This is a genomic window from Vibrio sp. RM-69-4 (genome assembly GCF_024743775.1).
GTDB classification, from domain to species: domain Bacteria; phylum Pseudomonadota; class Gammaproteobacteria; order Enterobacterales; family Vibrionaceae; genus Vibrio; species Vibrio anguillarum.
On sequence record NZ_JAMQXI010000076.1, the window covers coordinates 438138 to 463517 of the forward strand.

Here is a 25380-nt window from a genome sequence, read left to right on the forward strand (position 1 = left end):
GATGTCTCATCGGCCTTTATACATGGAAATAAATAATGATAAGCCGCCTATCCCGACTGATATGCCCTATGCTGTTCCTTTTCGTATTAGCAGGGTGTGCAAGCGCTCCGGATTCAACGTCAGCCGAATCAAATCAAACGCAGTCGGGCGATCCTTTTGAGGTTTTTAACCGATCAATGTGGACAATCAACTACGATTATATCGATCCATACTTGGTTCGCCCTGTTGCGATTGCCTACGTGGATTACATTCCACACCCCATTAGAAAAACGATCGCCAATGTTCTGTCAAACCTTGATGAACCTTCAAGCATTATCAACAACATACTGATGGGTAATGGCACGAAAGCCGTTGACCACTTTAACCGCTTTTGGATTAATAGCACCTTAGGCCTGTTTGGGATGATTGATATTGCGTCAGAAGCGGGCATCACCAAACACAATGAAAAAGCGTTTAGTGATGCGGTAGGTCATTATGGTGTTGGTAATGGTCCATATTTAATGATTCCTGGATACGGGCCCTACACGATTCGAGAAACCACAGATGTTGTGGATGGCTTGTATGTACCACTTTCTTATCTCAATGTCTGGGCTGGCCTAGGCAAATGGGCTCTGGAAGGATTGGAGACCCGAGCAAGGCTCGTTCCTCAAGAAGTGACGTTGGAAAACTCCCCAGATCCATATTCATTAACTCGCGATGTTTATTTACAACGCCAAGATTTTAAAGCAGAAATTGATACCCAAACGTATGATGAATCGGAAGAAGAGTATCTCGACGATTATCTGGAAGAAGGGTTTTAATCATACCCATGTAGGTCGGCCTTGTACTGCTAGCTAGGCCGACATCACACGTCCGCTAAAGTATTCGTTAGCGACGATGTATTCCGTATTGCGGATCAATTCATCTTGCAGCTCAGCCCAATGGGGCTTCTCATCTACATCACCTTTTGTGCTAGGCACTACGCCTCCGACCCTTATGTTGAAAGGGGTTAGTTCTTTTGCCCAACTCTGCGTGAAACCAGAAACCATAGAATTCGCATTTTCAATTCCCGCTAGGTCATACTCATCATTTTGAGAAATGACGTTCACAATCACACCTGGTTTGTTGTTAATACGCATTCGCTCAGCACTTGCTTGACCAAAAGTGAATAAAGTTGAGGCCATCATGGCGAGCTTCTGAAGAAAGACTTCAGCTCGTTGTTCACCTATCAAGGGGGGGAGGGATGTATTTGGCCAATTATTGACCAGTACATCCGGTGCCCCATGATAGGTTTGATCAATAAAATCGAACAGCCGATGGATCGTTTCTAAAGAGTAATCTGGTGTGTGGTAATAATGAACATCCTGAGAGATCGCTTTGCAACGAGCAAAGGTTTCCATTAACCCAAATTTGTCTTGGTCACACAAAATAATTTTTGCACCTAAATGTGCGAAATGAACGGCCAGCGTGCTACCAAGCATCGAACTTGCTGAAGTGATTAATATTATTGCACTTTTTATATCCATTGGGTGCCTCACCCTATTGTTTGTTTTATTGTTGTAGCGGGATTTAGTCTCAATAGGATGGTTGATTAACTGTGGGTAGGGTGTGAATAACATCAAATTACTCAGCCTAAGCGAGCGTGGTATGTGTTTTTTTTGGTCATACTCACATTCTGATCTAGAGAATGTCGTTTTGTGTTACATACAAGACATCAAACTTGGGTGCGGATCTGATCTCGCCGGTGGGCAACGGTGAGTTGAACCGACAGATCGGCAACTAAGAGCTCAACGTTTGAGGGGGAGGCAAGATGCCTTCGCTCATGTCCTGACAGATTAAGATATACCTCTTCGGGTAAATCATGCGTATCTTCAGGCAAATAGACGAGTACTTCAGGAGTCAAGTAGTGACTGAGTTTCGCACTGGCGAGCCCTCCGTGATGGAAAAGCTCGGCCTGTTTTGCTGAAACAGCGTAAGAGCTTTGGTCGGAACGCAGTGCTTGAGGCTCCGTAAGCTCAAATCGCTTACGTAACAATTCATCACTAGTGGGTGGGTTTTCAATACGTTCAACAGGAGTGTTGTCGCGTACATCGTTAGAAAACATCGACAGTATGAGTGCAAAGTCCGCACGGCGTCCTTGCTGGACAGCATGGCTTAGCCCCGAGCCAAATTGAAGCTCGTTTATAATACTGGCTTTATCTAATGTATGTACTTGCATTTGCCTCTCCAACCGATGCACTTTTAGCGGCGAGAAAGCAGATAACTTTAGATAAAATAACAAAAAAGCCTGCGATAAAGCAGGCTTTTCATATGACTAAATACCAATCCAAGGGGAAAAGGTTATTTTGCTAGGTTTTCTGCAACGAATGCCCAGTTAACCAGTGCCCAGAAACCATTCATGTAGTCAGGGCGTAGGTTACGGTAATCGATGTAGTAAGCATGTTCCCACAGATCAACCGTCAGTAGCGGAGTCACACCTTCGTGAGTCAGTGGTGTGGCTGCATTTGAAGTGTTGATGATCTCTAAAGAGCCATCCGCATTTTTCACCAACCAAGTCCAAGATGAACCAAAGTTATTGATCGCTGAGTCAGTGAATTTTGCTTTAAAAGCTTCAAAAGAACCAAATGCAGCGTTGATTGCGTCTGCAACGGCACCTGTTGGTTCGCCACCTGCATTTGGTGCAAGGCAGTGCCAATAGAAGGTGTGGTTCCAAATTTGAGCGGCGTTATTAAACACGCCACCAGTTGAAGTTTTGATGATCTCTTCGAGAGATTTACCTTCAAATTCAGTGCCAGGAATAAGGCCGTTAAGCTTCACAACGTAAGTGTTGTGGTGCTTACCGTGGTGGAAATCTAGTGTTTCGGCTGAAATGTGTGGTTCTAGAGCGTCTTTAGCGTAAGGCAAAGCTGGTAATTCGAATGACATTGCTCGATTCTCCGTTGTGTAGAAAGAGTGAAAGTCTCTTTCAGTAGCTTCCAGATATTATAATGATATTCGTCGATACGACTGACTTGAAGGTATTTTAGCAAGTTTTTACTTTATTAAAAGTCCTAATATTGAAAATTGTTGTATAGGCAGGATATCCATAAATAATATGTGCTTTTTATTCTCTATTAATGATTTAGAATGTCAGTAACAAACCGCACTATCCCCATTAAGAGGAAGCAATGGAAACTATTGATAAAATTAAACAGCAACTTGAAGAAAATGCCATTCTGCTATATATGAAAGGCTCTCCTAAGCTACCAAGTTGCGGATTTTCTTCTCAAGCTGCGCAGGCTTTGATGGCTTGCGGTGAGAAATTTGCTTATGTGGATATTCTGCAAAACCCAGATATCCGCGCTGAGCTGCCTGTATACGCACAGTGGCCTACTTTTCCACAATTGTGGATTGAAGGTGAGTTGATTGGTGGTTGTGACATCATTATCGAAATGTTCCAAAAAGGCGAACTGCAACCTTTAGTGAAAGAAGCCGCTGCACGTGCAGGCAATGAAGAGTAATACTGTATAAAATAACAGTTTTTCTTGATTTATTAAGGTCACATTGGTTAATGTGGCCTTATTTTTTTGCGTTGATTTGAGTTTATGACCCGTTTATTCATTGCTGAAAAGCCCAGCTTAGGGCGCGCCATAGCCGATGCTCTGCCGAAACCACACAAGAAAGATCAAGGTTTCATTCGCTGTGCGAATGGCGACATCGTTACTTGGTGTATTGGGCATTTACTCGAGCAAGTTGAGCCGGATGTTTATGATGAACGCTATAAAAAGTGGAATTTACTCGACTTACCTATCATTCCTTCACAGTGGCAGCTTAGACCGCGCAAAACATCGAGCAAACAGTTGACTGTGATTCGTCAGCTTTTGAAAGAAGCATCGCAAATTATCCATGCAGGAGACCCGGATCGCGCACTGTTACAATGTTTTTATGAAAAGACACTATTACATAAAAATAAGTGTGAAGATGTGAAAAACAGAAGGGTCACAGCATGTCCATCATCATTTGGGTAATACCAGAGTTTAAACTCACGTCGTATTTTGCGTCACAACCCAACAAGAAATTAGATGTCATTAATCCTGATAAGCCTCATGTATTGGGAAAAATGCCATTGTTATATCGAAGTAACGGCAACGCTATTGAGGTAGCTAACAATTGGCTCATTAATTTAAAAGCAAATCAATTTAAAAAAGATGTGCAAACTCAAGCTCAAGGTTTGTTGCATTATTTTAGTTTTTTAGAACAAATCGACTGTGAATGGTATTCAATGCCTTCCTCAGTAAGAAAACGTCCTACATATGCTTTTAAGCGACATCTAAGAGAAGCTTTTCAATCAGGGATCATAGCAAGAAGTACAGCTAACAGTTATATGCGAGTTGTCATAAAATTTTATAAGTTTTATCTGTCGAGAAAATATCTATTCGAGAACCCTCCTTTTAACTTTGAATTGGTAAAGGTCACAACAGCAGGTCAGTACAGTTACATGCGAAATACATTGCTGCATGTAGATTCTACAGATTTAAGGTTGAACTTACCGAGGGATGCACGGCATAACGGACTGTCTAGAAATCTAATCCCGTTGAGCGAGCATGAATGGCGAAGCATTGAATCTGCAATTTTATTTAATCCAAAGGGGTTACGAAAATCCACTAAGGGAAGTGTAAATATTCCTCTATCAACAGAATTTATATTGGCTGTTAAATTGGCAAGGTTTTCAGGTTTGAGAAGGTCTGAAATTCTAACACTTCGAGAACGACAAATTTATAGACCAACAGCAGAACAATTAAATAAAAAATATTTAATTCATGCTGAAGGTTTGTATTTAGCACCGAGTATGGGTGTTAATACAAAGGGAGGAACGAGTCGATACGCTGAAATCCCAACATTTTTAATGCTGGAGCTTCATTCTTACATTAATTCATCAAGATATATGGAAAGAAAAAGAAAATTTATAAGCTTGAATCCAATAGAAGCAAATAATCCATTCTTGTTTATTACCAGTCTTGGTAATAAATTTTCTGATAACACTATTAATGCAAGATGGGGTGAGTTACGAAATGAGATTCAAAATCAACATGACGATTTTAATCATAAATTCCATAACTTGAGAGCAACTTATGCGGTTTTTCGTTTGAAAGAGCTGTTGAACTACAAATTAAAAGAAGAAGATGCTTTAGATTACTTACAATCTACATTAGGACATCAACACCGCATTACCTTATTAGCATACTTACGATTTTGCGAGCAAGAAAACTGTGCAAATGCAACATACGAAGATGCTCTAGATATTATTTTAGAGAGGTAAGTTGATGTCATTTTTAGGAAGTAGTAAACGTAAGACTTTAACATCTAGTATTGCAAAGCCAGAAAACTTAATTGAGCTTTCTGCTCACGTCAGATTTATTACCGATGGTCATTCTATTGCTGATTTTGAAAGACTAAATTATAAGGGGTGCCCGGTTTTAGATTTGCCAATCCATAAGATTAAAGTTAATTCTAGTCGCATAGAAAAAATAGAAATGAACCGACGTTCGTTAGTTAATAAAATTACTACGACGGTGAACTTAATGGAAAGGACAACAAGGACAAAAATTAATACATTTTCAGTTTTGGTTGCGTTATTCAGGTTTTGTGATGAAAATAATATCGAAAATATTTTAACCGTTAGCACTATTGCAGAATATTTGAAAAAGTCAGTCGCTGAATATCACAAAGGAAAAAAAGGTAAAAATCTTGGACAAAAACAAGGTACATTAATTTCGTTTGTTAGAGAGTATGATTTCAAACTTCACCTTGACTTAAAACCGTTTATCTTTGCTTTTCCAAGAGATTCACAAAGTATAAAGCCCTATACAGATAGGGAGTTATCTGAACTCTATGCAGCATTAGATACAATTTATAGCATTTACGCTGATTGCGTAGAGAAAAAGGTGATCCCATGCGCTTTTCCTTTGATCACGAGCGAGGGAGAAGCTGTAAGGGCAGTAAAAGCTAACACAAATAGAGAACAGTGGAAATTTGATTTGACACGGTCAGCTTACTTTATTACCTGTTTGTATACTGGCATCAATGCAACGCCACTATTAGGTTTAAAACATTCAGATATAAGCGAAAAATCTTTCAAGACTGTATCTAGAGGGGTCTATAAGCTTGCTACAGTCAAGGGCCGACAAGGAAGTCGCCTTAATTATTTGGATGTTGGTTTTAACCGAAGAGCAAAAGAATTCATCCAACACTGGATCGGTATAAGTAAAGGTTTAGTAAATGACAACAATGAATTTGTATTTCCCAAAATTATAAATGGTATCGCCTTGCAAATGACTAGTTCAGAAACGACAGATCTGAATGTTGTTTTTCGAAAGCTGAATTTTCCAGATCTTAAAACTCAGAGGTTTAGGAAGACCAAAGCATCAATTATCATGCGCGCGACAGAAAGCATATTTGCAGTAGCTGATGGGCTCAACAACTTACCTGAGACCGTAAGTAAACACTATACAGATGGTAATCCCGAAACAATGGAGCTTTCACTTGCTTCGGCCTTAGCTATTAGGCAACAGACTTTACTAGGTGTTAGCTTAAAGGAAGCAAAAGAGCAAATTGCATATAATTTTAAAGATCCTATCCGAGAGAAATACTTACAGGGTAGTGGGATAAAAGCTTCCATCATTACAAATGGATTGAGATGTACGAGACCATTCGGCGATAAAGCAGAACAGTTGAAAAAAGCGCTTATACAAAATGCACTTGCGAATAATACCGACAAAATAGCATGTTTTAAGTTCCTAGATTGCTTTGATTGTCCTTATCATGCAGTTATTGCTGAGGTACAGGATGTTTGGTCATTACTATCGTTTAGAGATGCTATCTCTGAGGCTTTAAGTCGCCCTTCCGTAAATTCGATACCATCACAACATCTGAAAAAAGTAACCAACTCTATAGAGCATATCCTGCTTGTAATTCAAGAAAGATTTCCGATGGTTTACAAAAAGGCGTACGAGCAATATTTGGAGTCACCCCATCCACTATGGTCTGACGATGATGATCTTAAAATATTTATGGGGATTTACAAATGATAAAGCAGCAACAATGTCTTCTTCAGGTTACACGTGAAAATGACTTAAATGATCTCGTCGTTTCATATGATTCATCAAATAACCCTTATTCCTTTTACTCGGATAAACGTTGGGTGTTTTTCAATGAAAAAATAACCATTTCATTTAAATCACTATCAGGCGAATTCGAAAGGACGATAAAGGATATAGCACTTAAAATAATACAGTCTAGCATGTTGATGTCAAAGACTTCGATGTTGAAGAATTTAATTTTTGGTTCTGTAACCTTTCAAAATTTAATCTTGAGACAAGGTGGGAATTCTTATAAGGACCTAGATAACACTATTATTTATAGTGCCGTCATTGCTGATGCGAGGTTATTGAAATTGAAATACAAAACCTGGAAGAATAGCTTGATTTTTTTTCCAACTTTGACTCAAGAAGGATATATAACTCGTGATATAGGTAAAGCCGATGACTTAGCCTATTATCTAGCAGGTGACTCAAGATTTTCTAAGCAAACTATGGCGATGCCCGAGAACGTTGCAACTGTATATTTTGGTGAGGCAATTCGTATAGTGGAACATTTACATGAAGATCGTCACTTAATATCAAGGCTCTATAAGGAATTTATTAATCAAGTAAAGTTAAGAGGACGAAACGAAGAGAAAATAAAAGTTGCGACTAAGCAAACATATAAAAAAATTGGATATTTTCCTAACATTGAACTAGATCATACTGGTATTTGGTTAGCTAGTGTTAGAGGTGCTTGCTATACCGTTATTTTTGCTTTTAGCGGCTGTAGAGATGCGGAGTTAAGATCGTTTAATTTGAATTCATACCAAGAGAAAGAGTATGCTGGATTTTCAATTCCAATTTTAAATGGATTCGATACAAAGCCAAACAAAGGTGGTGTAAAAAGAGCAGTAAGTTGGGTCACAATTCCAGCCGCAAAAAAAGCTATCGAATTATTGTGGGAAAGTTATCAATTTGCTAGAGATTATTGGTTGGATAATTCTAAGAAAATAGTCCATGAAGACGAGAGGAATCTTTATCTTCAAGATATAAACTCAATACTTGTTAATTTTCCTGTCCCGTCAGCAATTAATCCAAAGGCTGGAAGGGAAGCTATAAATAATTCATTGAGGAACTTTGTTTATTCAGTGGGTTATAAATTAACGCCAGAAGACATTAAAGAGTTCAATCTTCTAAATCCGACTCGGCACAGTAAGTTGAATGTTGGTGAAATATTAATTCCTCATCCTCACTCATTTCGTCGTACTTTCGCTGTTTATCTTGTTAGAAATAAACTTGCTTCGTTATTGGATTTAAAATACCAGTTCAAACACATGAACATTGCGATGACGTTATGGTACTCAAATCAAGCAAGTGTAGCGTCTTACCTAGATATGATGATGGATGCCAGCTTGCAAGCAGAAATATCTTGTGAAAGTACAGCTTACATGACTGATACACTATATTACATATACAATGAAGCTGAAACCTTAGCGGGGCCAGAGGGTAAACGGATTCTGAGTTTGCGTGCTAATGCAAAGTCAACGATATATTTAAGTCGGGATGAAATAGCTCAACAAGTACAAGAAGGGCGTTTGTCAATTATTGAGCATCCAACAGGACATTGTACAAATCCAAGTTGTGATCGAATTTGTGATATGACTATTTGTCAATACAAGGTCGTCACGAAAGAAAAAGCGATAGAGCTTGAAAAAATGCGTGACAGATTAATAACAAAGTACACTAAGATGGATGAAGCTAAAGTTAATCAACCGAACATATTATCGAAATTCTATTCCGAAATACGGTCGATCGAAAAGGTATTGGATGAGCATAATTTACCATACGTTAAATTTTCAGCAGATATATCGGTGACATTGTTATGAATAAAATCGATATAAAGGAACGTTCAGAAATAACTCTTCAAAGGTTAGAGCTCGCTCTGAATCGTTTAATAGACGGAAAGCCAGAAAAAACTTCAAACGATGGAAAAATCAATCTAAAACGAATCAATGACGAAGCTGGTCTTAGTTCAGGCGGCATTTACTATTATAAAGAATTTGTAGAAAAAGCCAGAGTTGTAATTGCTAAGGCAGATGTTAAGCAAGTAAATAAATCATTTGTTAAACATAAAAGTAAAAATTTTCGCCATCAGTTGGAAGAAGAACGCCGTTTAAAAACTAAGTACAGAGAACAACGGGATCTGATTAAAAACTTTTGTGATCAGGTTGTGGCAAAGAGTGCAAACTTGGAGTTTGCACTCTTTGAAGCATTAGAGCGTATCCAGCAGTTAGAAGAAGAACTTCATGCTATTAAAGTGGTTGAAATGGTAAAAGGGCGAGATAGATGATTCTCTATATAGCTGAAAAGCCCAGTGTTGGTCGTGCTGTTGCAGATGTACTGCCTAAACCTCATCAGAAAGGGGACGGTTTCATTAAAGTCGCCAGCGGAGATGTAGTTACCTGGTGTATTGGACATTTGCTCGAACAGGCCGATCCTGAAGCCTATAATCCTGAATATAAAAAATGGCGAAGAGAACACTTACCTATAGTACCAAATGAATGGAAGCAGCAGGTAAAACGTGAAACAAGCAAGCAGTTCAATACTGTTAAAAAGCTAATAAAAGAAGCTGATTTACTGGTCAATATGGGCGACCCCGACAGAGTTGGGCAAATTTTAGTTGATGAAGTTATAAATTACACTGGAGTAAGCCAGGCTAAGCGAGACGCTACCATGCGTTGCTTGGTTAATGATATGAACCCTTCGGCTATTCAAAAGGCCCTCAGAAACTTAAAGTCAAACAGAGATTTTATTCCTTTAGCGACTTCGGCCTTGGCGAGATCAAGAGCTGATTGGCTATACGGGATCAATATGACACGCCTTTGTACCCTGCTTGGGCAAGAATCTGGTTATCAAGGGGTTTTATCAATTGGGCGAGTACAAACCCCCGTATTAGGATTAGTGGTCCATCGAGACCAAGAAATAGATAACTTTATTAGCAAGCCATTCTATGAAGTATTTGTCACATTACAAACTAATCAAGAGCAACAATTTATCGCTAAATGGAAGCCCAGTGCAGCGTGCGAGCTATACATGGATGAAGATGGGCGGGTGTTGGTGAAAAAGCTTGCTGAAACGGTCATCAATAAGGTTATGAATCAGAGGGGGCTAGTCACATCTGTTTCTAAAGACCAAAAAAAGCAGTATTCCCCCCTGCCGTACAGTTTATCGTCACTGCAAATCGATGCCTCTAAACGATTTAATATGAACGCCCAAAAAACTTTGGATGTCTGTCAGCAATTATATGAACGCCATAAGTTAATAACTTATCCAAGGTCAGACTGTCGCTACCTACCAGCAGGGCATTTTGACGAAAGAAAAGACGTAACTCAGGCTATTGCAAAAACTTTGCAGGTGTTAAGCCTTGCTGTATCGGGTTGTGATTTATCAATTAAAACTAAGGTATGGAATGACAGCCAAGTAGGTGCTCACCATGCGATCATTCCTACTTCAACAAGTGTGGGATCTTCAAGATTAACTCGTGAAGAACAACAAATTTATGAGTTAATTGCTAGACAATATCTCATGCAGTTTTACCCTCCTTTTGTTTATGCAGAGCACCAGATAGATGTTGAAATTTGTGGTGGTCAGTTTATTGCTCGCGAAAAATCAATTATCGAACAAGGATGGAAGGTGTTGTTATGTAATGACAGAAACATATCCGGTGACATAGAGTTTTCACCGAGTAAACTACCGATGCTGATAGAAGGAGACGGCGTAACCTGCATTGATGGGAAGCTTGATGAGAAACAGACGAGTCCACCAAAGCACTTTACTGATGCGACCTTATTAGCTGCCATGACAGGAATTGCCAGATATGTAGCTGACCCTGAAATTAAAAAAGTGTTAAGGGAGACGGACGGTCTCGGCACTGAAGCGACACGAGCCAGTATCATTGAGTTGTTGTTCAAACGGCAATTTTTAACGAAGCAAGGAAAAGAAATTCGCACTACGCCCATAGGTAAGCAATTAATTCAAAGCCTACCCGAACGAATGGTAGTACCGGATATGACCGCGCATTGGGAAGCACAGCTTGAGGCCATTTGTGAAAAAAAATTACGCTATCAAGATTTTATGAATCCATTAATGAACGGTTTATTGTTGTTGTTAAGTGAAATCGAATCCCACAAAGCGAGCTTTAAATCGCTAAGTGGTTTGGGTCAACAGCCAAGTTTTAAAAATCGCGCCAAGCGACGCTCTACTTCGTCAACTAAGCGGTCAACCGCAAAAGGTAGAACGTATAAGACCAAAGGTAAAAGTAGTGAATTAGAGTGAGGCAAATAGTATTCAAGGATTAAACGCCGACTTCAAGAAATTATCTATCCATTGAAATGGCTAGATAATTTAGCTACTTTAGCTAAATTATCTAGTTTCATCTTGCGTACAGGCTCAAAATGAACGAAATCGAGATTTACCAAAGCATTAAGCAGGCCTTGTCAGATGCCCCACGTAACCAATATACAGCTGAACTGCATCTTCAAATGCTCAAATACGCCGATGAGCTGAAGAGCATTACCGCCAAAGAGTTTTGTGAAGGAGTGGGCCTGCGAAGCAGTTTCGGTACAGAATTCAGCAAGATGCGCAACTTAACTCAGCGACTTAAAGCCGCAGGCCTCGATACCGCTAAGCTTTAATAACTCTCATTGACGCGTATCGGAAAGTCATTGCCGATAACGCAAACCGAATAAGTACTTAGGAATAACCATGGCCATTAAGAAAACCGAACTTTACTCTTCCCTTTGGGCCAGCTGCGACGAGCTTCGTGGCGGTATGGATGCCAGCCAGTACAAAGACTATGTGCTGACCATGCTATTTATGAAGTATGTCTCTGATAAGTACAAAGGCGACCCTTACGGCATGATTGTGGTGCCACAAGGAGCCAGTTTTGACGATATGGTTGCCCTGAAAGGCGACAAAGAGATCGGCGATAAAATCAACAAAGTCATTAGTGCGCTGGCCGAAGAAAACGACCTCAAAGGTGTGATCGACGTTGCCGACTTTAACGATGAAGACAAGCTTGGCAAGGGCAAAGAAATGGTTGACCGCCTGGGCAAGCTAGTCGGTATTTTTGAAGGGCTAAACCTCGCCGATAATCGTGCCGATGGCGATGACTTGTTGGGCGATGCCTACGAATACTTGATGCGCCACTTTGCTACCGAATCCGGTAAATCCAAAGGCCAGTTTTATACGCCCTCGGAAGTGTCGCGCATCCTCTCTAAAGTAATTGGTATTGATAGCAATACCTCGCAAGATGCCACCGTGTACGACCCAACCTGTGGTTCCGGCTCGCTATTGCTAAAAGCCAGTGATGAAGCGCCCCGTGGCTTGAGTATTTTTGGCCAAGAGATGGACAACGCGACCAGTGCATTGGCACGCATGAATATGATCCTGCACAACAACGCCACCGCTAAAATCTGGAAAGGCAACACCATTGCTGACCCACAGTGGAAAGAGGCAAATGGTCAGTTAAAAGCCTTTGATTTTGCTGTGGCCAACCCGCCGTTTTCCAACAAAAACTGGACCAGCGGCATCAACCCGAAAGAGGATGAATTTGGCCGTTTCAGTTGGGGCATTCCGCCGGAGAAAAACGGCGACTACACATTTTTGCTGCACATCATTAAAAGCCTAAAAAGTACGGGTAAAGGCGCAGTCATTCTGCCTCATGGTGTTTTGTTCCGTGGCAATGCCGAGGCGCGTATTCGTGAAAACCTGATTAAACAAGGTTATATCAAAGGCATTATTGGCTTACCGGCTAACCTGTTTTACGGCACCGGCATTCCTGCTTGTATTATTGTCATCGACAAAGAGCACGCGAACGCTCGCAGCGGCATTTTTATGGTCGATGCCAGCAAAGGCTTTGCCAAAGACGGGAATAAAAACCGCCTGCGCAGCCAAGATATTCACAAAGTCGTTGATGTTTTCAACAGGCAGTTAGAGCTACCACGCTACTCACGTATGGTGCCGCTTAGCGAAATTGCAAATGAGGTGAACAACTACAACCTCAACATACCGCGTTACATCGACTCCAGCGAACCGGAAGATCTGCACGATTTAAGTGCCCATCTGCAAGGCGGCATTCCAAACCGCGACATCGATGCCTTAGAGTGCTTCTGGCAAGTATTCCCCAGTATTCGAGCGACTTTGTTTGAACATGCCCGTGAAGGTTACAGCAAAGCCTTGGTTAAAGCCTCTGAAGTAAAAGGTACCATTTTGAATCATGCGGAGTTTAAAACTTTCGCGACAGAAAGTTTGCAGCATTTTCATGCATGGAGTGAAGCTATCGCGTTAGGGGAAATCGCTATCGGCGATCAACCCAAATCGCTTATTTTTGAAATCAGTGAAAGTTTATTGCATAGCTACGCGAACGTGGCGTTACTCAGCAAATACGACATCTACCAGATCCTGATGGATTACTGGGCGGAGTCAATGCAAGACGATGTGTACGTGCTAGTGCAAGACGGCTGGCAAGCCGGCAAGGTGCTGCGTGAGTTGGTCGCCCAAAAAGGTGAGAAGCTCAAAGAATCGCCCGATTTAGTGATTGGCAAAGCCAAATACAAAGCTGAACTTATCCCGCCAGCGTTAATCGTGGCGTGCTTTTTTGCTGCTGAACAAGCCAAAGTCGATACGCTGCAATCGCTATTGGATAGCGCCAGCCAAGAGCTTGAAACCTACCTTGAAGAAAACTCGGGTGAAGACGGTTTACTAAACGATGCGCTGAACGATAAAGATAAAGTCACCAAAGCCACGGTGACAGCACGTTTGAAACTCGCCACCGACTCGGATGAAAAAGCCGCGCTAAAACAAGCCAAAAAGCTCTTTGATGCCGAGGCCGAGGCCAAAAAAGCCCTAAAAGAAGCGCAAGAAGCCCTCGATTTAGCGGTGTTTAAGCAATACCCCAAACTCAGCATCGATGAGATCAAATCTCTGATTGTGGATGACAAATGGCTGGCAACGCTTGAAAGCAATATCGTTGCCGAAATCGAGCGCGTCACCCAGCAACTGGCTAATCGCGTGAAAGAGTTAGAAGAGCGCTATAGCGAGCCGCTTCCTGCACTTACCCAATCGGTAGAAAACCTCAGCGATAAAGTGTCGGGACACTTAAAAGCCATGGGCTTGGAGTGGGGGTTATGAGTGGAATTGCTGAAGTAAGTCCAAATTATCTAGCAGAGATGGCTTCGAATGCCATTGCGCTGGAGTATAAGCAGACTGAGGTAGGGATGATTCCAGAGGATTGGGAAGTCAAAAGTATTGGCGAAATATCCTCAGTATTTTCCGGTGGAACGCCCAACCGAAAGATCCCTGAATATTGGGATGGAGATATTCCGTGGGTTACTACTACTCTGATTGATGGTGCTGAAATTAGCACTGCTAAGGAGTTTATTACTCAAAGAGGCCTAGAAAACTCATCAACAAAGTGGTGCAAAGCTGGAACCATTCTTCTAGCAATGTATGGGCAGGGCAAGACTCGCGGTAAAGCTGCAATCTTGTCTATTGATGCGACGATAAATCAAGCTTGTGCAGCTATTGAATTGAAGGATGTCAATTCGAGCCATTATGTTCTGCACATTCTAAACTCAATGTATGAAGAAATTCGCGAGCTGAGTAATTCTGGTGGGCAAAAGAACCTAAGTGGCGGGATCATAAAGAGCATTCAAATTCCAGTACCCCCAAAGTCAGAACAAACCGCCATTGCCAATGCCCTATCCGATGTCGATGCGCTGATCGGCGAGCTGGAAAAACTGATCGCCAAAAAGCAGGCCATCAAAACCGCCACCATGCAACAACTCCTCACCGGCCGCACCCGCCTGCCGCAGTTTGCTTTGAGCGAAGATGGCACGCCAAAAGGGACTAAGGCCACTGAACTGAGGGAAATACCGGAGGATTGGGAGGTAATGAGACTTGGTCACTTGGCAAAATTCTTTAAAGGTTCTGGTCTGCCCAAAAGTGAGTTATCTGAAAGTGGGAAAATAAAATGTATCCATTATGGACAATTATTTACAACTTATGGGCCAAAAATTGACAGGGTCATATCGAGAACCAAAAACGTCGGGATTGTAACGTCACAAGAAAATGATGTGCTTATGCCTACATCGGATGTAACGCCAAATGGCTTAGCGACAGCTAGCTGTATAACTGAAACAGGAGTAACCCTCGGTGGTGATATCCTGATTATTCGATCTGATAAGCAAAAACTAAATGGTGTTTTCTTTTCGTATCTGGTTAATGTCTTACGCGATCAGGTTATGCAGTTAGTCACAGGCTCAACTGTTTATCATCTTTATGGTAGTGATATGGCTAAGTTTGAATTTGCATTTCCGTCAAAAGAAGAACAAACCGCCATCGCCACCATCCTGTCCGATATGGATGCAGAGATTCACGCATTAGAACAACGCCTTGGCAAAACCCGCCAAATCAAACAGGGAATGATGCAAGAGCTGCTGACGGGTAAAACGCGGTTGATACAAGGGAGCGAAGTCAGATGAGTATTCAAATAGATATTGTTCGGATATGCGGTTTTCGGGGCATATCCAATATCGAAATAGCCTTGCCGAGAGTCACTGTTCTGCTAGGACAAAACAATGCTGGCAAAACATCGGTTATCAAAGCATTGCAATTATCAATAGGTGATTACTCACGCTATTTGTCTGATGAAGACTTCCACATTAGTGAAGATGGTAAGCGCCAAGAAGCAATTACTGTCGATATTAGATTGATACCCGTTGCCGATAAAGCTAGAGCCAGTGAGTTTTCAGAGGAATGGCAGCAAGAGCTTGGTGCAAAAATCCAGGCAGAAGCAGACGGCAAACAGTATGTGGCAATTAGGACAATTGCTAAGCCTGATAGGGTAAAAGGCGGCTACATTATTGAGCGTTACGAGATGGAGTCATGGCCTGTATATACTGGATGGGAAAAGATTAACTTTAGGAAAAAGCTTGGCAAGCGACTTGAGTCTGTACCTTTTATTCCTATTGATGCTCAGCGAGATATTCATACTGAATTGAAAGAAAAGTCTTCTTTTGTGGGGCGCGTATTGTCGAGCGTTGAGTACGATGATACCGACGTTGCCGAGTTAGAGCGGATGGTGGCCGAAGTCAATAAAGAGGCAATCGAGAAGAGCGAGCCACTGAAGCGCTTGAAGACCCATCTGGACAATCTCAATCAATCATTTGAAGGCTCTGGCCAAACAGAGCTAACTCCGTTTCCAAAGAAGATTCGAGATCTGTCAAAGCGATTTAGTGTGAATTTTGGCGAATCAGATAAAAGCTCATTCTCAATGGAATATCACGGTATGGGTACGCGTAGTTGGGCGTCCATGTTGACTGTTAAAGCCTTTACCGAACTCTTAGCCAAGAATCACGAAGAGGAAGCAGAGCCTTTCTTCCCAATTATGGCCGCCGAAGAGCCTGAGGCTCACTTGCACCCGAATGCGCAAAGGACATTATACAGACAGCTCATAGATGTGCCTGGACAGGTGATTATTAGCACTCACTCGCCTTATATCGCGGGCTTGGCTGAACTTCATGAAATTAAGTACTTAAACAAGCCGGAGAATTCAGTTCAGGTATATCAGCTTAGAACTGAATTTGAAGATGACGATTTACGGAAATTGAAAAGAGAAGTCGTTCACTCAAGAGGTGAACTTTTGTTCTCCAAAGCAATAGTTTTATCCGAAGGTGAAACTGAGGAGCAAGCTCTGCCGGAATTGTTTGAGTCTTACACAGGCAAGCACCCATTCTCACTAGGAATAAATTTTGTCGGAGTTAATGGCTCTGGGGCTAAGTACCGCCCGTTTCTTATTTTGGCGAAAGATCTCAATATACCAGTATTCATCTTTAGTGATGGTGAGGCACAAACTGTTAAAGAACTTAAAAAGAATTATGAAAAAGTCTTTGGTGCCACGGATATCGAGAAAGCTCCCAATATCACCATCCTTGATGGGACTGACTTTGAAGGTTATCTGTTGAGCCAAGGCTATCAAGATCTTATCGAAAAAACTATTCAGCAAGTTGCTGGAAATGATGATGCAATCGGTAAATGGATTGAAAAGCGCAAAGGTACATTCCTAAAGCGAGTTAAGACAGATAAGCCAAACTGTATAACTTGTAAGCAACCTATTTTTGAAGATGTAAATAGAGATTATTCCGGTGAGCACGGGAGAGTTAGAGCGATTCTGGATATTCTTGATTCAAGTAAGCCACTTTATGCAAAAGCTATTACTGATAATCTGACTAAGTTGCCCAGAGAGCAACTTCCAGTGAAGGTTGTCGAGTTATTCAAACAAATTGAGTCTGGAGTCTGATATGAATTTATCGAATGCCCAGCGCCAGATAGTTGAAGCTCCTTTGGATATAGCAATTCAAGTGCTTGCCTCTGCTGGTTCTGGAAAAACACGAGTATTGACAGAACGTATCAGACATATTTTACAGACTAGGAAAAAAGAGGGGGTAATCGCTCTTACCTTCACCAATAAGGCAGCCGATGAGATGGGTGCACGCTTAGTTGATTCAGAGCAGGCGGAGGAGAGAGTTTGGATTGCCACGATTCATTCTATTGCACAGCGCATTTTAGAGAAATATGGTCATACCGTCGGCTTACCTTCGGAGTTACATATATATGATCGAGATAAAGACCGTATGGAAGTCTTTATGCACTCGTTGCGAGAAGATGGTATTGATATAGATACTTACCTGAGTATCTCTGACTCAAAAGAGTTAAAAAATAGAGAGCGAAATCTGCAATCTTATATGGATCTTTTCTCAAAGATTAAGCGAGAACTGCTTACAGAGTCAGAAGTTACTGAGTTATACCCAAATAGCAATATTTGGAAAATATATACAGATTATCAGGCGGCATTACTTGGTAGCGGCGGAATAGACTACGACGACATTTTGGTTTGTGCGCACAGAATACTGCTGGATCATGATTGGATCGCAAAAATATATCGGTCACAGTATAAGCATGTCTGCGTTGATGAGGCGCAAGACCTAAATAAGGCGCAGTATGAGTTCATCAAGGTGCTTTGTGGTGATGTGATAAAAAGTGTTTTGATGGTTGGCGACCCTAATCAAATGATTTATGGGTTCAATGGATCATCAAAAGACTACCTTTGCACTCATTTTGTTGAAGATTTCACGCCACAAAAATTTGAGCTGAAGGAGAATTATCGCAGTACCAAGGCGGTCATCCGTGCGGCAAACAAGTTACGGCCAGGCTCACAGACAGAAATGGATTACGCGTTAGAGGGCGGGATTAAGATTTCAGAGTTCGATTCGGAAGAAAATGAAGCGGCAGCGATTGTTGCCACGATTAAGAATCTTTTGGATCTAAAAGTTCACGATGAAATCGAAGGCGAAATATCGCTTGGCAATATGGTGGTGATTGGCCGTAATCGATTCGTTTTTTCAAAGCTTGAAAAATGTCTTCAGGATAATTCGATACCTTATTCACTAAGAAAGGGTGAAAGACAGCTTGAGCCATCAACTCGATTTGGCAAGGTTTTGGATTATGCCATACGGGTGAAACTGAACTCTAAAGATTGGGTCGATGGGAAGAAATTGTGTCAGGTGTTGGGCATTTCTGAGCCGGATAATTGGTCGAAAAATGTATTACAAAATTTGGCAGCGAAAATCGCATTATCCGCTGATGACTATTCTGAGATATTTCAAAAACTGCTTTCTGCGATTGATAACCTTGATGTCGATAACCCAAAGCTTCCCAAGCTAGTCAAAGATTTTAATGCTCTCCTTGCATCATTGGTTGAAAATCATAATGGCGCTTCGGACGAAAGAACAGAAGACGTTAAGCTTAGTCTGGAAGAGCTTGATGAATTCAATCGCACTTGGACGCGCTTCAAACGAAAAGGGCTTGGGGATTCCTTGGTTGCATTTCGTAATGCATTGGCCCTTGGCCAGCTTTCCGACAATGCCCTTGATGACGGGTTAACTTTGAGCACAGTTCATACTATGAAGGGGTTGGAAAAGGATATCGTATTTTTAATCGGTATGTGTGAAGGTGTTTTTCCAGACTACAGAGCAAATACTGTAAAGGAACTGGATGAAGAGAGGAATAACGCTTTTGTTGCTGTCACAAGAGCTAAGAGGTGGCTCTATGTCTCCTATCCTAGACAAAGAATGATGCCTTGGGGAGATATGAAGTTTCAGCGCAAGTCTCGCTTTGTTACGGAAATAGAGTCATGAGCAATGTAGGCCAGCGCGAGCGCGCTACCCAAAATCGTATCGTTCAGTTTTTTCAAACTGACTTAGGCTATCGCTATTTAGGCGATTGGCAAGATCGCGCTAATAATAAAAATATAGAAGTAAATATCCTGATTGATTGGCTAAAAAAGCGCGGTGTCAGCGAGGCGTTGATCAACCGTGCTATTCGCCAATTGGATACGGCAGCAGCGCTGGGCGAAGGTAAAAAGCTCTATTACGCCAACAAAGAGGTTTATCGCCTGCTGCGTTACGGCGTGAAAGATAAAGAAGGTGCTGGCCATCTTAATGAAACCGTGTGGTTGATTGACTGGAAAAACCCAGAAGCAAACGATTTTGCCATTGCCGAAGAAGTCTCTATCAAGGGTGAGAACAAAAAACGTCCAGACATAGTGCTTTATGTCAATGGTATCGCGCTTGGTGTAATTGAGCTGAAACGCTCTTCTGTGTCGGTTTCCGAAGGTATTCGCCAGAACCTCGATAATCAGAAGAAAGATTTTATCCGTAACTTCTTTACTACCATGCAACTGGTGATGGCGGGTAACGACACGCAAGGCCTGCGTTACGGTACCATTGAAACCCCTGAAAAACACTACCTTGAGTGGAAGGAAGAGGTTACCAATCCTTATGGTCACAAGCTCGATTTTCACCTGAGCCGCGTGTGCAACAAAGCGCGCTTTCTGCAAATTATCCACGATTTTATTGTTTTTGATGCCGGTATTAAAAAAACCTGCCGTCATAATCAATTCTTCGGTATAGAAGCCGCCAAGCCCCATATTGCCCGGTGTGAAGGTGGTATTATTTGGCACTCCCAAGGTTCTGGTAAAAGCTTAACTATGGTCTGGTTGGCTAAGTGGATACGGGAAAATGTCAAAGACGCCCGCGTGCTAATTGTCACTGACCGTACAGAGCTGGACGAACAGATTGAAAAAGTGTTCACCGGTGTTGAGGAAGACATTTATCGTACCAAAAGCGGTGCCGATTTGGTGGCGACGCTCAATCAACCCAACCCTTGGTTGGTGTGCTCTTTAGTACATAAATTTGGTCGGCAGTCTGATTCGGAAAACGATACCGCAACGGATGAATTTATTGCCGAGTTAAAGAAATCCCTACCATCGGACTTTAAAGCCAAAGGTGATGTGTTTGTGTTTGTGGACGAGTGTCACCGTACTCAATCGGGCAAGTTGCACGAGGCGATGAAATCTATCCTGCCCGAAGCCATGTTTGTTGGTTTCACCGGTACGCCGCTGATGAAAAAAGACAAAAAGAAATCGGTTGAGGTGTTTGGCCCTTACATTCACACCTATAAGTTTGATGAAGCCGTTGCCGATGGCGTCGTGCTCGATTTACGCTATGAAGCGCGGGACATCGACCAAAACGTCACTTCGCAGAAAAAGGTAGATGAATGGTTTGAGGCCAAAACTCGCGGCTTATCCCGATTAGCGAAAACCCAGTTGAAGCAGAAATGGGGCACCATGCAAAAGGTGCTGTCCAGTAAATCGCGTTTGCAGCAAATTGTGAATGATATTTTGCTGGATATAGACACCAAGCCACGCCTGATGGATGGCTACGGCAATGCCATGTTGGTCTGCTCTAGCGTCTATCAGGCTTGTAAAGCCTATGAGATGTTCAGCCAAACAGATTTAGCCGGTAAGGTGGCTATTGTCACCAGTTTTCAGCCGACTGCTGCAAGCATTAAAGGGGAAGAAACCGGTGAGGGTTTAACGGAAAAGCTCTTTAAATACGATATTTACCGCAAAATGCTTGCGGATTACTTCGAGCAACCGGAGGACAAGGCTGCAAACCGGGTTGAAGAGTTTGAAAAAGAAGTTAAAAAGCAATTTATTGATGAGCCAGGACAAATGCGTTTGCTCATCGTGGTCGATAAGTTGCTGACTGGCTTTGACGCCCCTTCCGCTACCTATTTGTATATCGACAAACAGATGGCTGATCACAATCTGTTTCAGGCCATTTGCCGCGTGAACCGCTTGGATGGCGATGATAAAGAATACGGTTACATCATTGATTACAAAGATCTGTTCCGCTCGTTGGATAAAGCGATTTCTGATTATACTCAAGGCGCATTTGATGGTTATGACAAGGAAGACGTTGCAGGGCTGCTGAAAGATCGTTTAGAGCAAGCCAAGCTCGATTTGGATAATGCGCTGGAAATGGTGCGCGCCTTGTGTGAGCCGGTAAAAGCGCCACGCAATACGGAAGACTACATTTATTATTTTTGTGGTAAGTCAGGTCTGAACCAAGACGAGCTCACCGAGAAAGAAGCACTGCGTTTAACGCTTTATCAGAACGTTGCCAAACTGCTGCGTGCGTTCGCCAATATCGCCAATGAAATGCCTGATGCAGGCTATTCTGCGCAAGATGTAGACTTGATAAGAGCAGAAGTTGCTCATTTTGAAAAAGTCCGTGACGAAGTAAAACTGGCCAGTGGCGATTTGGTAGAAATGAAACGCTTTGAGCCTGCGATGCGCCACTTGTTAGATATGTATATTCGTGCGGATGACAGCGAAGTGCTGATGGATTTTGAAGAGCTAGGGCTAATTGAGCTTATCGTTGAAAAAGGCGCTGATGCCGTGGAGGTTTTGCCTGAAAGTATTCGTAAGAATCAGGAAGCCATGGCCGAAACCATCGAAAATAACGTGCGTAAAACCATCGTTGATGAAAACCCGGTTAACCCCAAGTATTACGAGCAAATGTCGGTGTTATTGGATGAGCTGATCGAGCTTCGTCGCCAAAAAGCGATTGAATATCAAGAGTATCTGGAAAAAATCCGTGAGCTATCTCGTAAGGTTATACGTCCGGAGCAGACAGCGGCTAACTATCCGCTATCGATGGACACCAATCCCAAACGCGCGTTTTACGATAACTTTGGTCAGAATGAGCTACTGGCCATAAAAATTGATACGGCGATTCGCTATACCAAAAAAGCGGACTGGGTAGGGGATCGTTTCAAGGAGCGAGAAATTGCCAATGCTGTGCGAGAAGAAACGGATGGTTATGAGGTGGATATTCAGGGTGTAATGAAATTGGCAAAAGCGCAAAAAGAGTACCATTAATGCCTAGAATAGAAATTGGTTCTATTACGATCCAGTTAAATCGTAAGGCAATTAAAAACCTCCATATCAGCGTGTTGCCACCTGATGGGCGTGTGCGCGTTTCTGCTCCGGAATCTATGACAGAAACCGCAATCCGTATGGCAGTGATCAGTCGCATTCCTTGGATCAAGAAACAGCAGAGTGATTTTACCAAACAACCTCGCCAATCTGATCGAGAAATGGTTAGCGGTGAATGTCATTACCTGTGGGGCAGGCGTTATCGTCTGAATCTTATCGAGCGTTCAGGAAAGCATGAAATCAAGTTAGGTCGTGGTCGGTTGCATTTATATGCTAATACCGCAACAACGCTTGAGAACAAGGCTCTGATACTGAGTTCGTATTACCGATACGTACTTAAAGCGCGAATCGCTGAGTTATTGCCAGTTTGGGAGGACAAGATCGGCGTTACATCTGCCGATTGGGGAGTCAAAAAAATGAAAACCAAATGGGGGAGCTGCAATATTCAGACAAAGCGCATTTGGCTTAATTTAGAACTTGCTAAAAAGCCACCGGAGTGTTTGGAGTACATCCTGGTGCATGAATTGGTGCACTTGCTTGAGCGAAATCACAATGAACGCTTCAAAGGGTATATGGACAAGCTACTTCCCGATTGGCGAGAGCGTCGAGATTTGTTAAACCGAATGCCTTTAGCACACAACAGCTGGATTTATTAAGTGTGTGATTCATAGACATCCTTTTAACTATATAGGATGTCTATGGGCAGGGAAATTCAGTAAAAACAGCAGTGGGGAAAGATGTATGAGGGATGTGGTAGTGCAGGCCTCGTTTGTAGACGCTGAGGTATTTCTAGGTCAACACTACGTAAGTAGGCGAAGCTATATAGATTGAATGGAATCGCTTTTCTCGAAAGCCAAAGCAAACGGTTCCACAGCTCGTTAAAGAGGTTTACACCGATAGACCGGATTTCATCTATTGTCAAACGATATATCACAGTACGACCAACTCAGGAAAGGTAGGTTTCAAGTGCAAAATTACAAGCTCTATCTTAGGCTAAGAAAAATGAAACCATCTCTATAAATCACAAATACATACGATCAAAGCAGGCTCTCCCATGCAAGCCGCTTTGATCGTGTTTTTCAAAAATATTGCTTTTTAAGAGTCTTTAACCTCTACTGGTCTTTCCTTATTGATGCTTTTTTCTGATTAAATGCCACTGCGATTAGTATCATCGCTAGTGCAATCCAAGTATTCGGGCCTACTTGTTCGTCAGCAAACACAAAACCGATCAGCACTCCGAATGTAGGTACTAGATAGTTAGTTAGTGAGGAGAATACTGGGCCAGCTTCGGAAATTAGGATCATATATAGAAAGTACACTATTCCTGCACACATTACACCTAAGTATACAATAGATAGTATCGAATCTAGAGTAATAATACGTGGTATTTTGCTACCCGTAAATAGGTATATCAGTAATATTTGTATGCTCGCTGAGCCCAAGACATTTCTTGCTACAATGAGTGGGTGCTCTAATCCACATTTAAATAGTAGAATAAGTGCAACACCGAATGAAGCTGATGCTGCAAGGATGGATAAAGGGCCCCAAATACTTAACGAGCTATTACCCTTTATAATATCAGGTGCAAATAGAGAGAGCAGACCGAGAAAACCAACAACGACACTTAGAATATTTGAGCGAGAAATTTTGTTTCCTACACTTAACAATGGGGTAAACAAGATGACGAAAAATGGAACAGTACCAATTAGCACCGAAGCAATGGAAGAGGATACGTACTGTTGTCCCCATGGAACTAGTGTAAAAGGTATTGATGCTTCTAATAACCCTATGAGCATGTATGTCAACCAAGGAATATTCCCCTTAGACCTAACTTTCAGTACTTTACAGATAATAAATAGTGTTATGAAACCAATCACGGCTCGACCAACACCAATCAGTTGAGGCGTAAAAACACTAAGTGCTATTTTTTGAAAGATAAACTGAGAGCCCCAAATTAATCCAATAATTGCTAGCAGAAAAAATTTGTTTTTCATTATTAGAACCTTTAGTTAGTGATCACGAAAAATACGGCTGGAGTTTTTGAGCTTATCGAAAATTCCATTGCTTCTCAGAGCATGCCAGAGTACAACTGCATTTATACTCAGTAATGGAATACCAATATCGGGTTCTAGCTTTTCTGCAAGTTTTACAAAGCTCATGTTTGTACCACATTGAACTATAGCGTCTAGGTTGTTGTTTTTGGCATCTAGCAATTCCAAGATGGCATGCTGCTTAAGTTTGTCTGGTATGTGGGCAATATGCTGAGTGTTTCCACAAGCTAGACCAACATCGGCGACAACATTGTAACCAAGGTCATGAAACATTTTTTTTGCCGACATGTTCCCTTGAGCTTCAAACGGCGTAATGATGCCAATATTTTTCGCCTGATATTTTTCTAGAGCTGAATCCATAGCTTGGTGACAGGTTGACCAGTTGAGGTCAGTTGTTGATATAGCATAGTCAACGGGTGCTGAAACTTCATCGATACCATACAATATATGTTCTAGACTCATACCCAATATCAAGTGTTCGGGGTCAGAAAGCTTGGCGACATTAATCGCATTTTGCAGTCCAGCTAAGAAGCTTGCTTTATAGCGCTCGATATCTTGCTGATTTTTTATTTCTGGTCTAGGTGTAATGACATTTGATGTGTGAAATCCTATGCCATCTAGGGACTCAACGTCATAGTTATTAATTAGGATGCTCCATATTTCCTTTTCCATTGTCGTATTAGTTGCTGGGACAATGAGACCAAATTTCCTCTTGTAGTGAAGAGGATCTTCATGAAATGTACTACGGTCTATTTCTCCATATTTCTCAATGAAGTTTCCATTAAAAAAAATGCCATCTTGTGTAAAGGTTGGTTTTATTGTATTTCTTTTTCTAAAAGATATATCGTTCATTGTTCGCTCTTTAGGTTAGATAGCGTGACTTTTT

At 41.8% G+C, this 25380-nt stretch carries 19 protein-coding genes and 1 pseudogene; 15 read left to right on the forward strand and 5 right to left on the reverse strand.

Annotation, left to right across the window (positions count from 1 at the left end; all coding sequences use genetic code 11):
* The first annotated feature begins 35 nt into the window (after positions 1-35).
* Positions 36-800, forward strand: a complete 765-nt coding sequence (locus NB504_RS14265; protein ID WP_013856383.1) for a VacJ family lipoprotein — start codon at positions 36-38, stop codon at positions 798-800.
* Between the two features lie 33 nt (positions 801-833).
* On the opposite strand, the gene NB504_RS14270 is transcribed toward NB504_RS14265, so the two are convergent.
* The 3 genes from NB504_RS14270 to sodB form a co-directional block, all read right to left on the reverse strand.
* Entirely contained in the window at positions 834-1460 is a 627-nt protein-coding gene (locus NB504_RS14270; protein WP_405054815.1) for an SDR family oxidoreductase, read from the reverse strand.
* 233 nt (positions 1461-1693) lie between these two features.
* Entirely contained in the window at positions 1694-2197 is a 504-nt protein-coding gene (locus NB504_RS14275) for a VC2046/SO_2500 family protein (RefSeq protein WP_258429123.1), read from the reverse strand.
* 122 nt (positions 2198-2319) lie between these two features.
* On the reverse strand, positions 2320-2904 hold the full coding sequence (sodB, locus tag NB504_RS14280; RefSeq protein ID WP_010318866.1) for a superoxide dismutase [Fe]: 585 nt from the start codon (positions 2902-2904) through the stop codon (positions 2320-2322).
* A gap of 242 nt (positions 2905-3146) precedes the next feature.
* Between sodB and NB504_RS14285 the strand changes: the two genes are divergently transcribed.
* The 14 genes and pseudogenes from NB504_RS14285 to NB504_RS14350 all read left to right on the forward strand — a co-directional run bounded on the left by NB504_RS14285 (position 3147) and on the right by NB504_RS14350 (position 23099).
* The gene (locus NB504_RS14285; RefSeq protein ID WP_010318865.1) at positions 3147-3479 is read left to right on the forward strand and encodes a Grx4 family monothiol glutaredoxin; all 333 of its coding nucleotides are present in this window, start codon (positions 3147-3149) and stop codon (positions 3477-3479) included.
* Between the two features lie 84 nt (positions 3480-3563).
* Positions 3564-3884 (forward strand): annotated as a pseudogene (locus tag NB504_RS14290) (toprim domain-containing protein); the annotation flags it as partial.
* An 80-nt stretch (positions 3885-3964) separates the two neighbouring features.
* Positions 3965-5278: a site-specific integrase gene (locus NB504_RS14295; RefSeq protein WP_019281566.1), complete on the forward strand. Its 1314-nt coding sequence runs from the start codon at positions 3965-3967 to the stop codon at positions 5276-5278.
* 4 nt (positions 5279-5282) lie between these two features.
* The gene (locus NB504_RS14300; RefSeq protein ID WP_258429124.1) at positions 5283-7046 is read left to right on the forward strand and encodes a site-specific integrase; all 1764 of its coding nucleotides are present in this window, start codon (positions 5283-5285) and stop codon (positions 7044-7046) included.
* Positions 7043-8926: a site-specific integrase gene (locus tag NB504_RS14305; protein WP_258429125.1), complete on the forward strand. Its 1884-nt coding sequence runs from the start codon at positions 7043-7045 to the stop codon at positions 8924-8926. The genes NB504_RS14300 and NB504_RS14305 overlap by 4 nt, the downstream gene beginning before the upstream one ends.
* On the forward strand, positions 8923-9390 hold the full coding sequence (locus NB504_RS14310) for a hypothetical protein (RefSeq protein WP_081244936.1): 468 nt from the start codon (positions 8923-8925) through the stop codon (positions 9388-9390). Before NB504_RS14305 ends, NB504_RS14310 begins: the two co-directional genes overlap by 4 nt.
* Positions 9387-11375: a DNA topoisomerase III gene (locus NB504_RS14315; RefSeq protein WP_258429126.1), complete on the forward strand. Its 1989-nt coding sequence runs from the start codon at positions 9387-9389 to the stop codon at positions 11373-11375. Before NB504_RS14310 ends, NB504_RS14315 begins: the two co-directional genes overlap by 4 nt.
* Positions 11376-11494: 119 nt before the next feature.
* The gene (locus tag NB504_RS14320) at positions 11495-11734 is read left to right on the forward strand and encodes a hypothetical protein (protein ID WP_019281558.1); all 240 of its coding nucleotides are present in this window, start codon (positions 11495-11497) and stop codon (positions 11732-11734) included.
* 70 nt (positions 11735-11804) lie between these two features.
* Positions 11805-14231 carry a type I restriction-modification system subunit M gene (locus NB504_RS14325; protein ID WP_258429127.1) on the forward strand — a complete coding sequence of 809 codons (2427 nt, stop codon included), beginning with the start codon at positions 11805-11807 and terminating at the stop codon, positions 14229-14231.
* Positions 14228-15583 (forward strand): restriction endonuclease subunit S, encoded by a 1356-nt coding sequence (locus NB504_RS14330; protein WP_258429128.1) that lies wholly within the window; start codon positions 14228-14230, stop codon positions 15581-15583. The genes NB504_RS14325 and NB504_RS14330 overlap by 4 nt, the downstream gene beginning before the upstream one ends.
* Positions 15580-17400 carry an ATP-dependent endonuclease gene (locus NB504_RS14335; RefSeq protein ID WP_258429129.1) on the forward strand — a complete coding sequence of 607 codons (1821 nt, stop codon included), beginning with the start codon at positions 15580-15582 and terminating at the stop codon, positions 17398-17400. Before NB504_RS14330 ends, NB504_RS14335 begins: the two co-directional genes overlap by 4 nt.
* 1 nt (position 17401) lies before the next feature.
* Entirely contained in the window at positions 17402-19297 is a 1896-nt protein-coding gene (locus tag NB504_RS14340; protein WP_258429130.1) for an ATP-dependent helicase, read from the forward strand.
* A complete protein-coding gene (locus tag NB504_RS14345) occupies positions 19294-22386 on the forward strand; it encodes a type I restriction endonuclease subunit R (protein ID WP_258429131.1) in 3093 nt (1030 codons plus the stop codon). Before NB504_RS14340 ends, NB504_RS14345 begins: the two co-directional genes overlap by 4 nt.
* Entirely contained in the window at positions 22386-23099 is a 714-nt protein-coding gene (locus NB504_RS14350) for a M48 family metallopeptidase (RefSeq protein ID WP_258429132.1), read from the forward strand. The genes NB504_RS14345 and NB504_RS14350 overlap by 1 nt, the downstream gene beginning before the upstream one ends.
* Before the next feature lie 456 nt (positions 23100-23555).
* Here NB504_RS14350 and NB504_RS14360 read toward each other — a convergent pair whose 3' ends face one another.
* Positions 23556-24437 (reverse strand): DMT family transporter, encoded by an 882-nt coding sequence (locus NB504_RS14360; RefSeq protein ID WP_258429133.1) that lies wholly within the window; start codon positions 24435-24437, stop codon positions 23556-23558.
* Between the two features lie 15 nt (positions 24438-24452).
* Positions 24453-25346 (reverse strand): hypothetical protein, encoded by an 894-nt coding sequence (locus NB504_RS14365; protein ID WP_189017133.1) that lies wholly within the window; start codon positions 25344-25346, stop codon positions 24453-24455.
* Positions 25347-25380 lie beyond the last annotated feature (34 nt).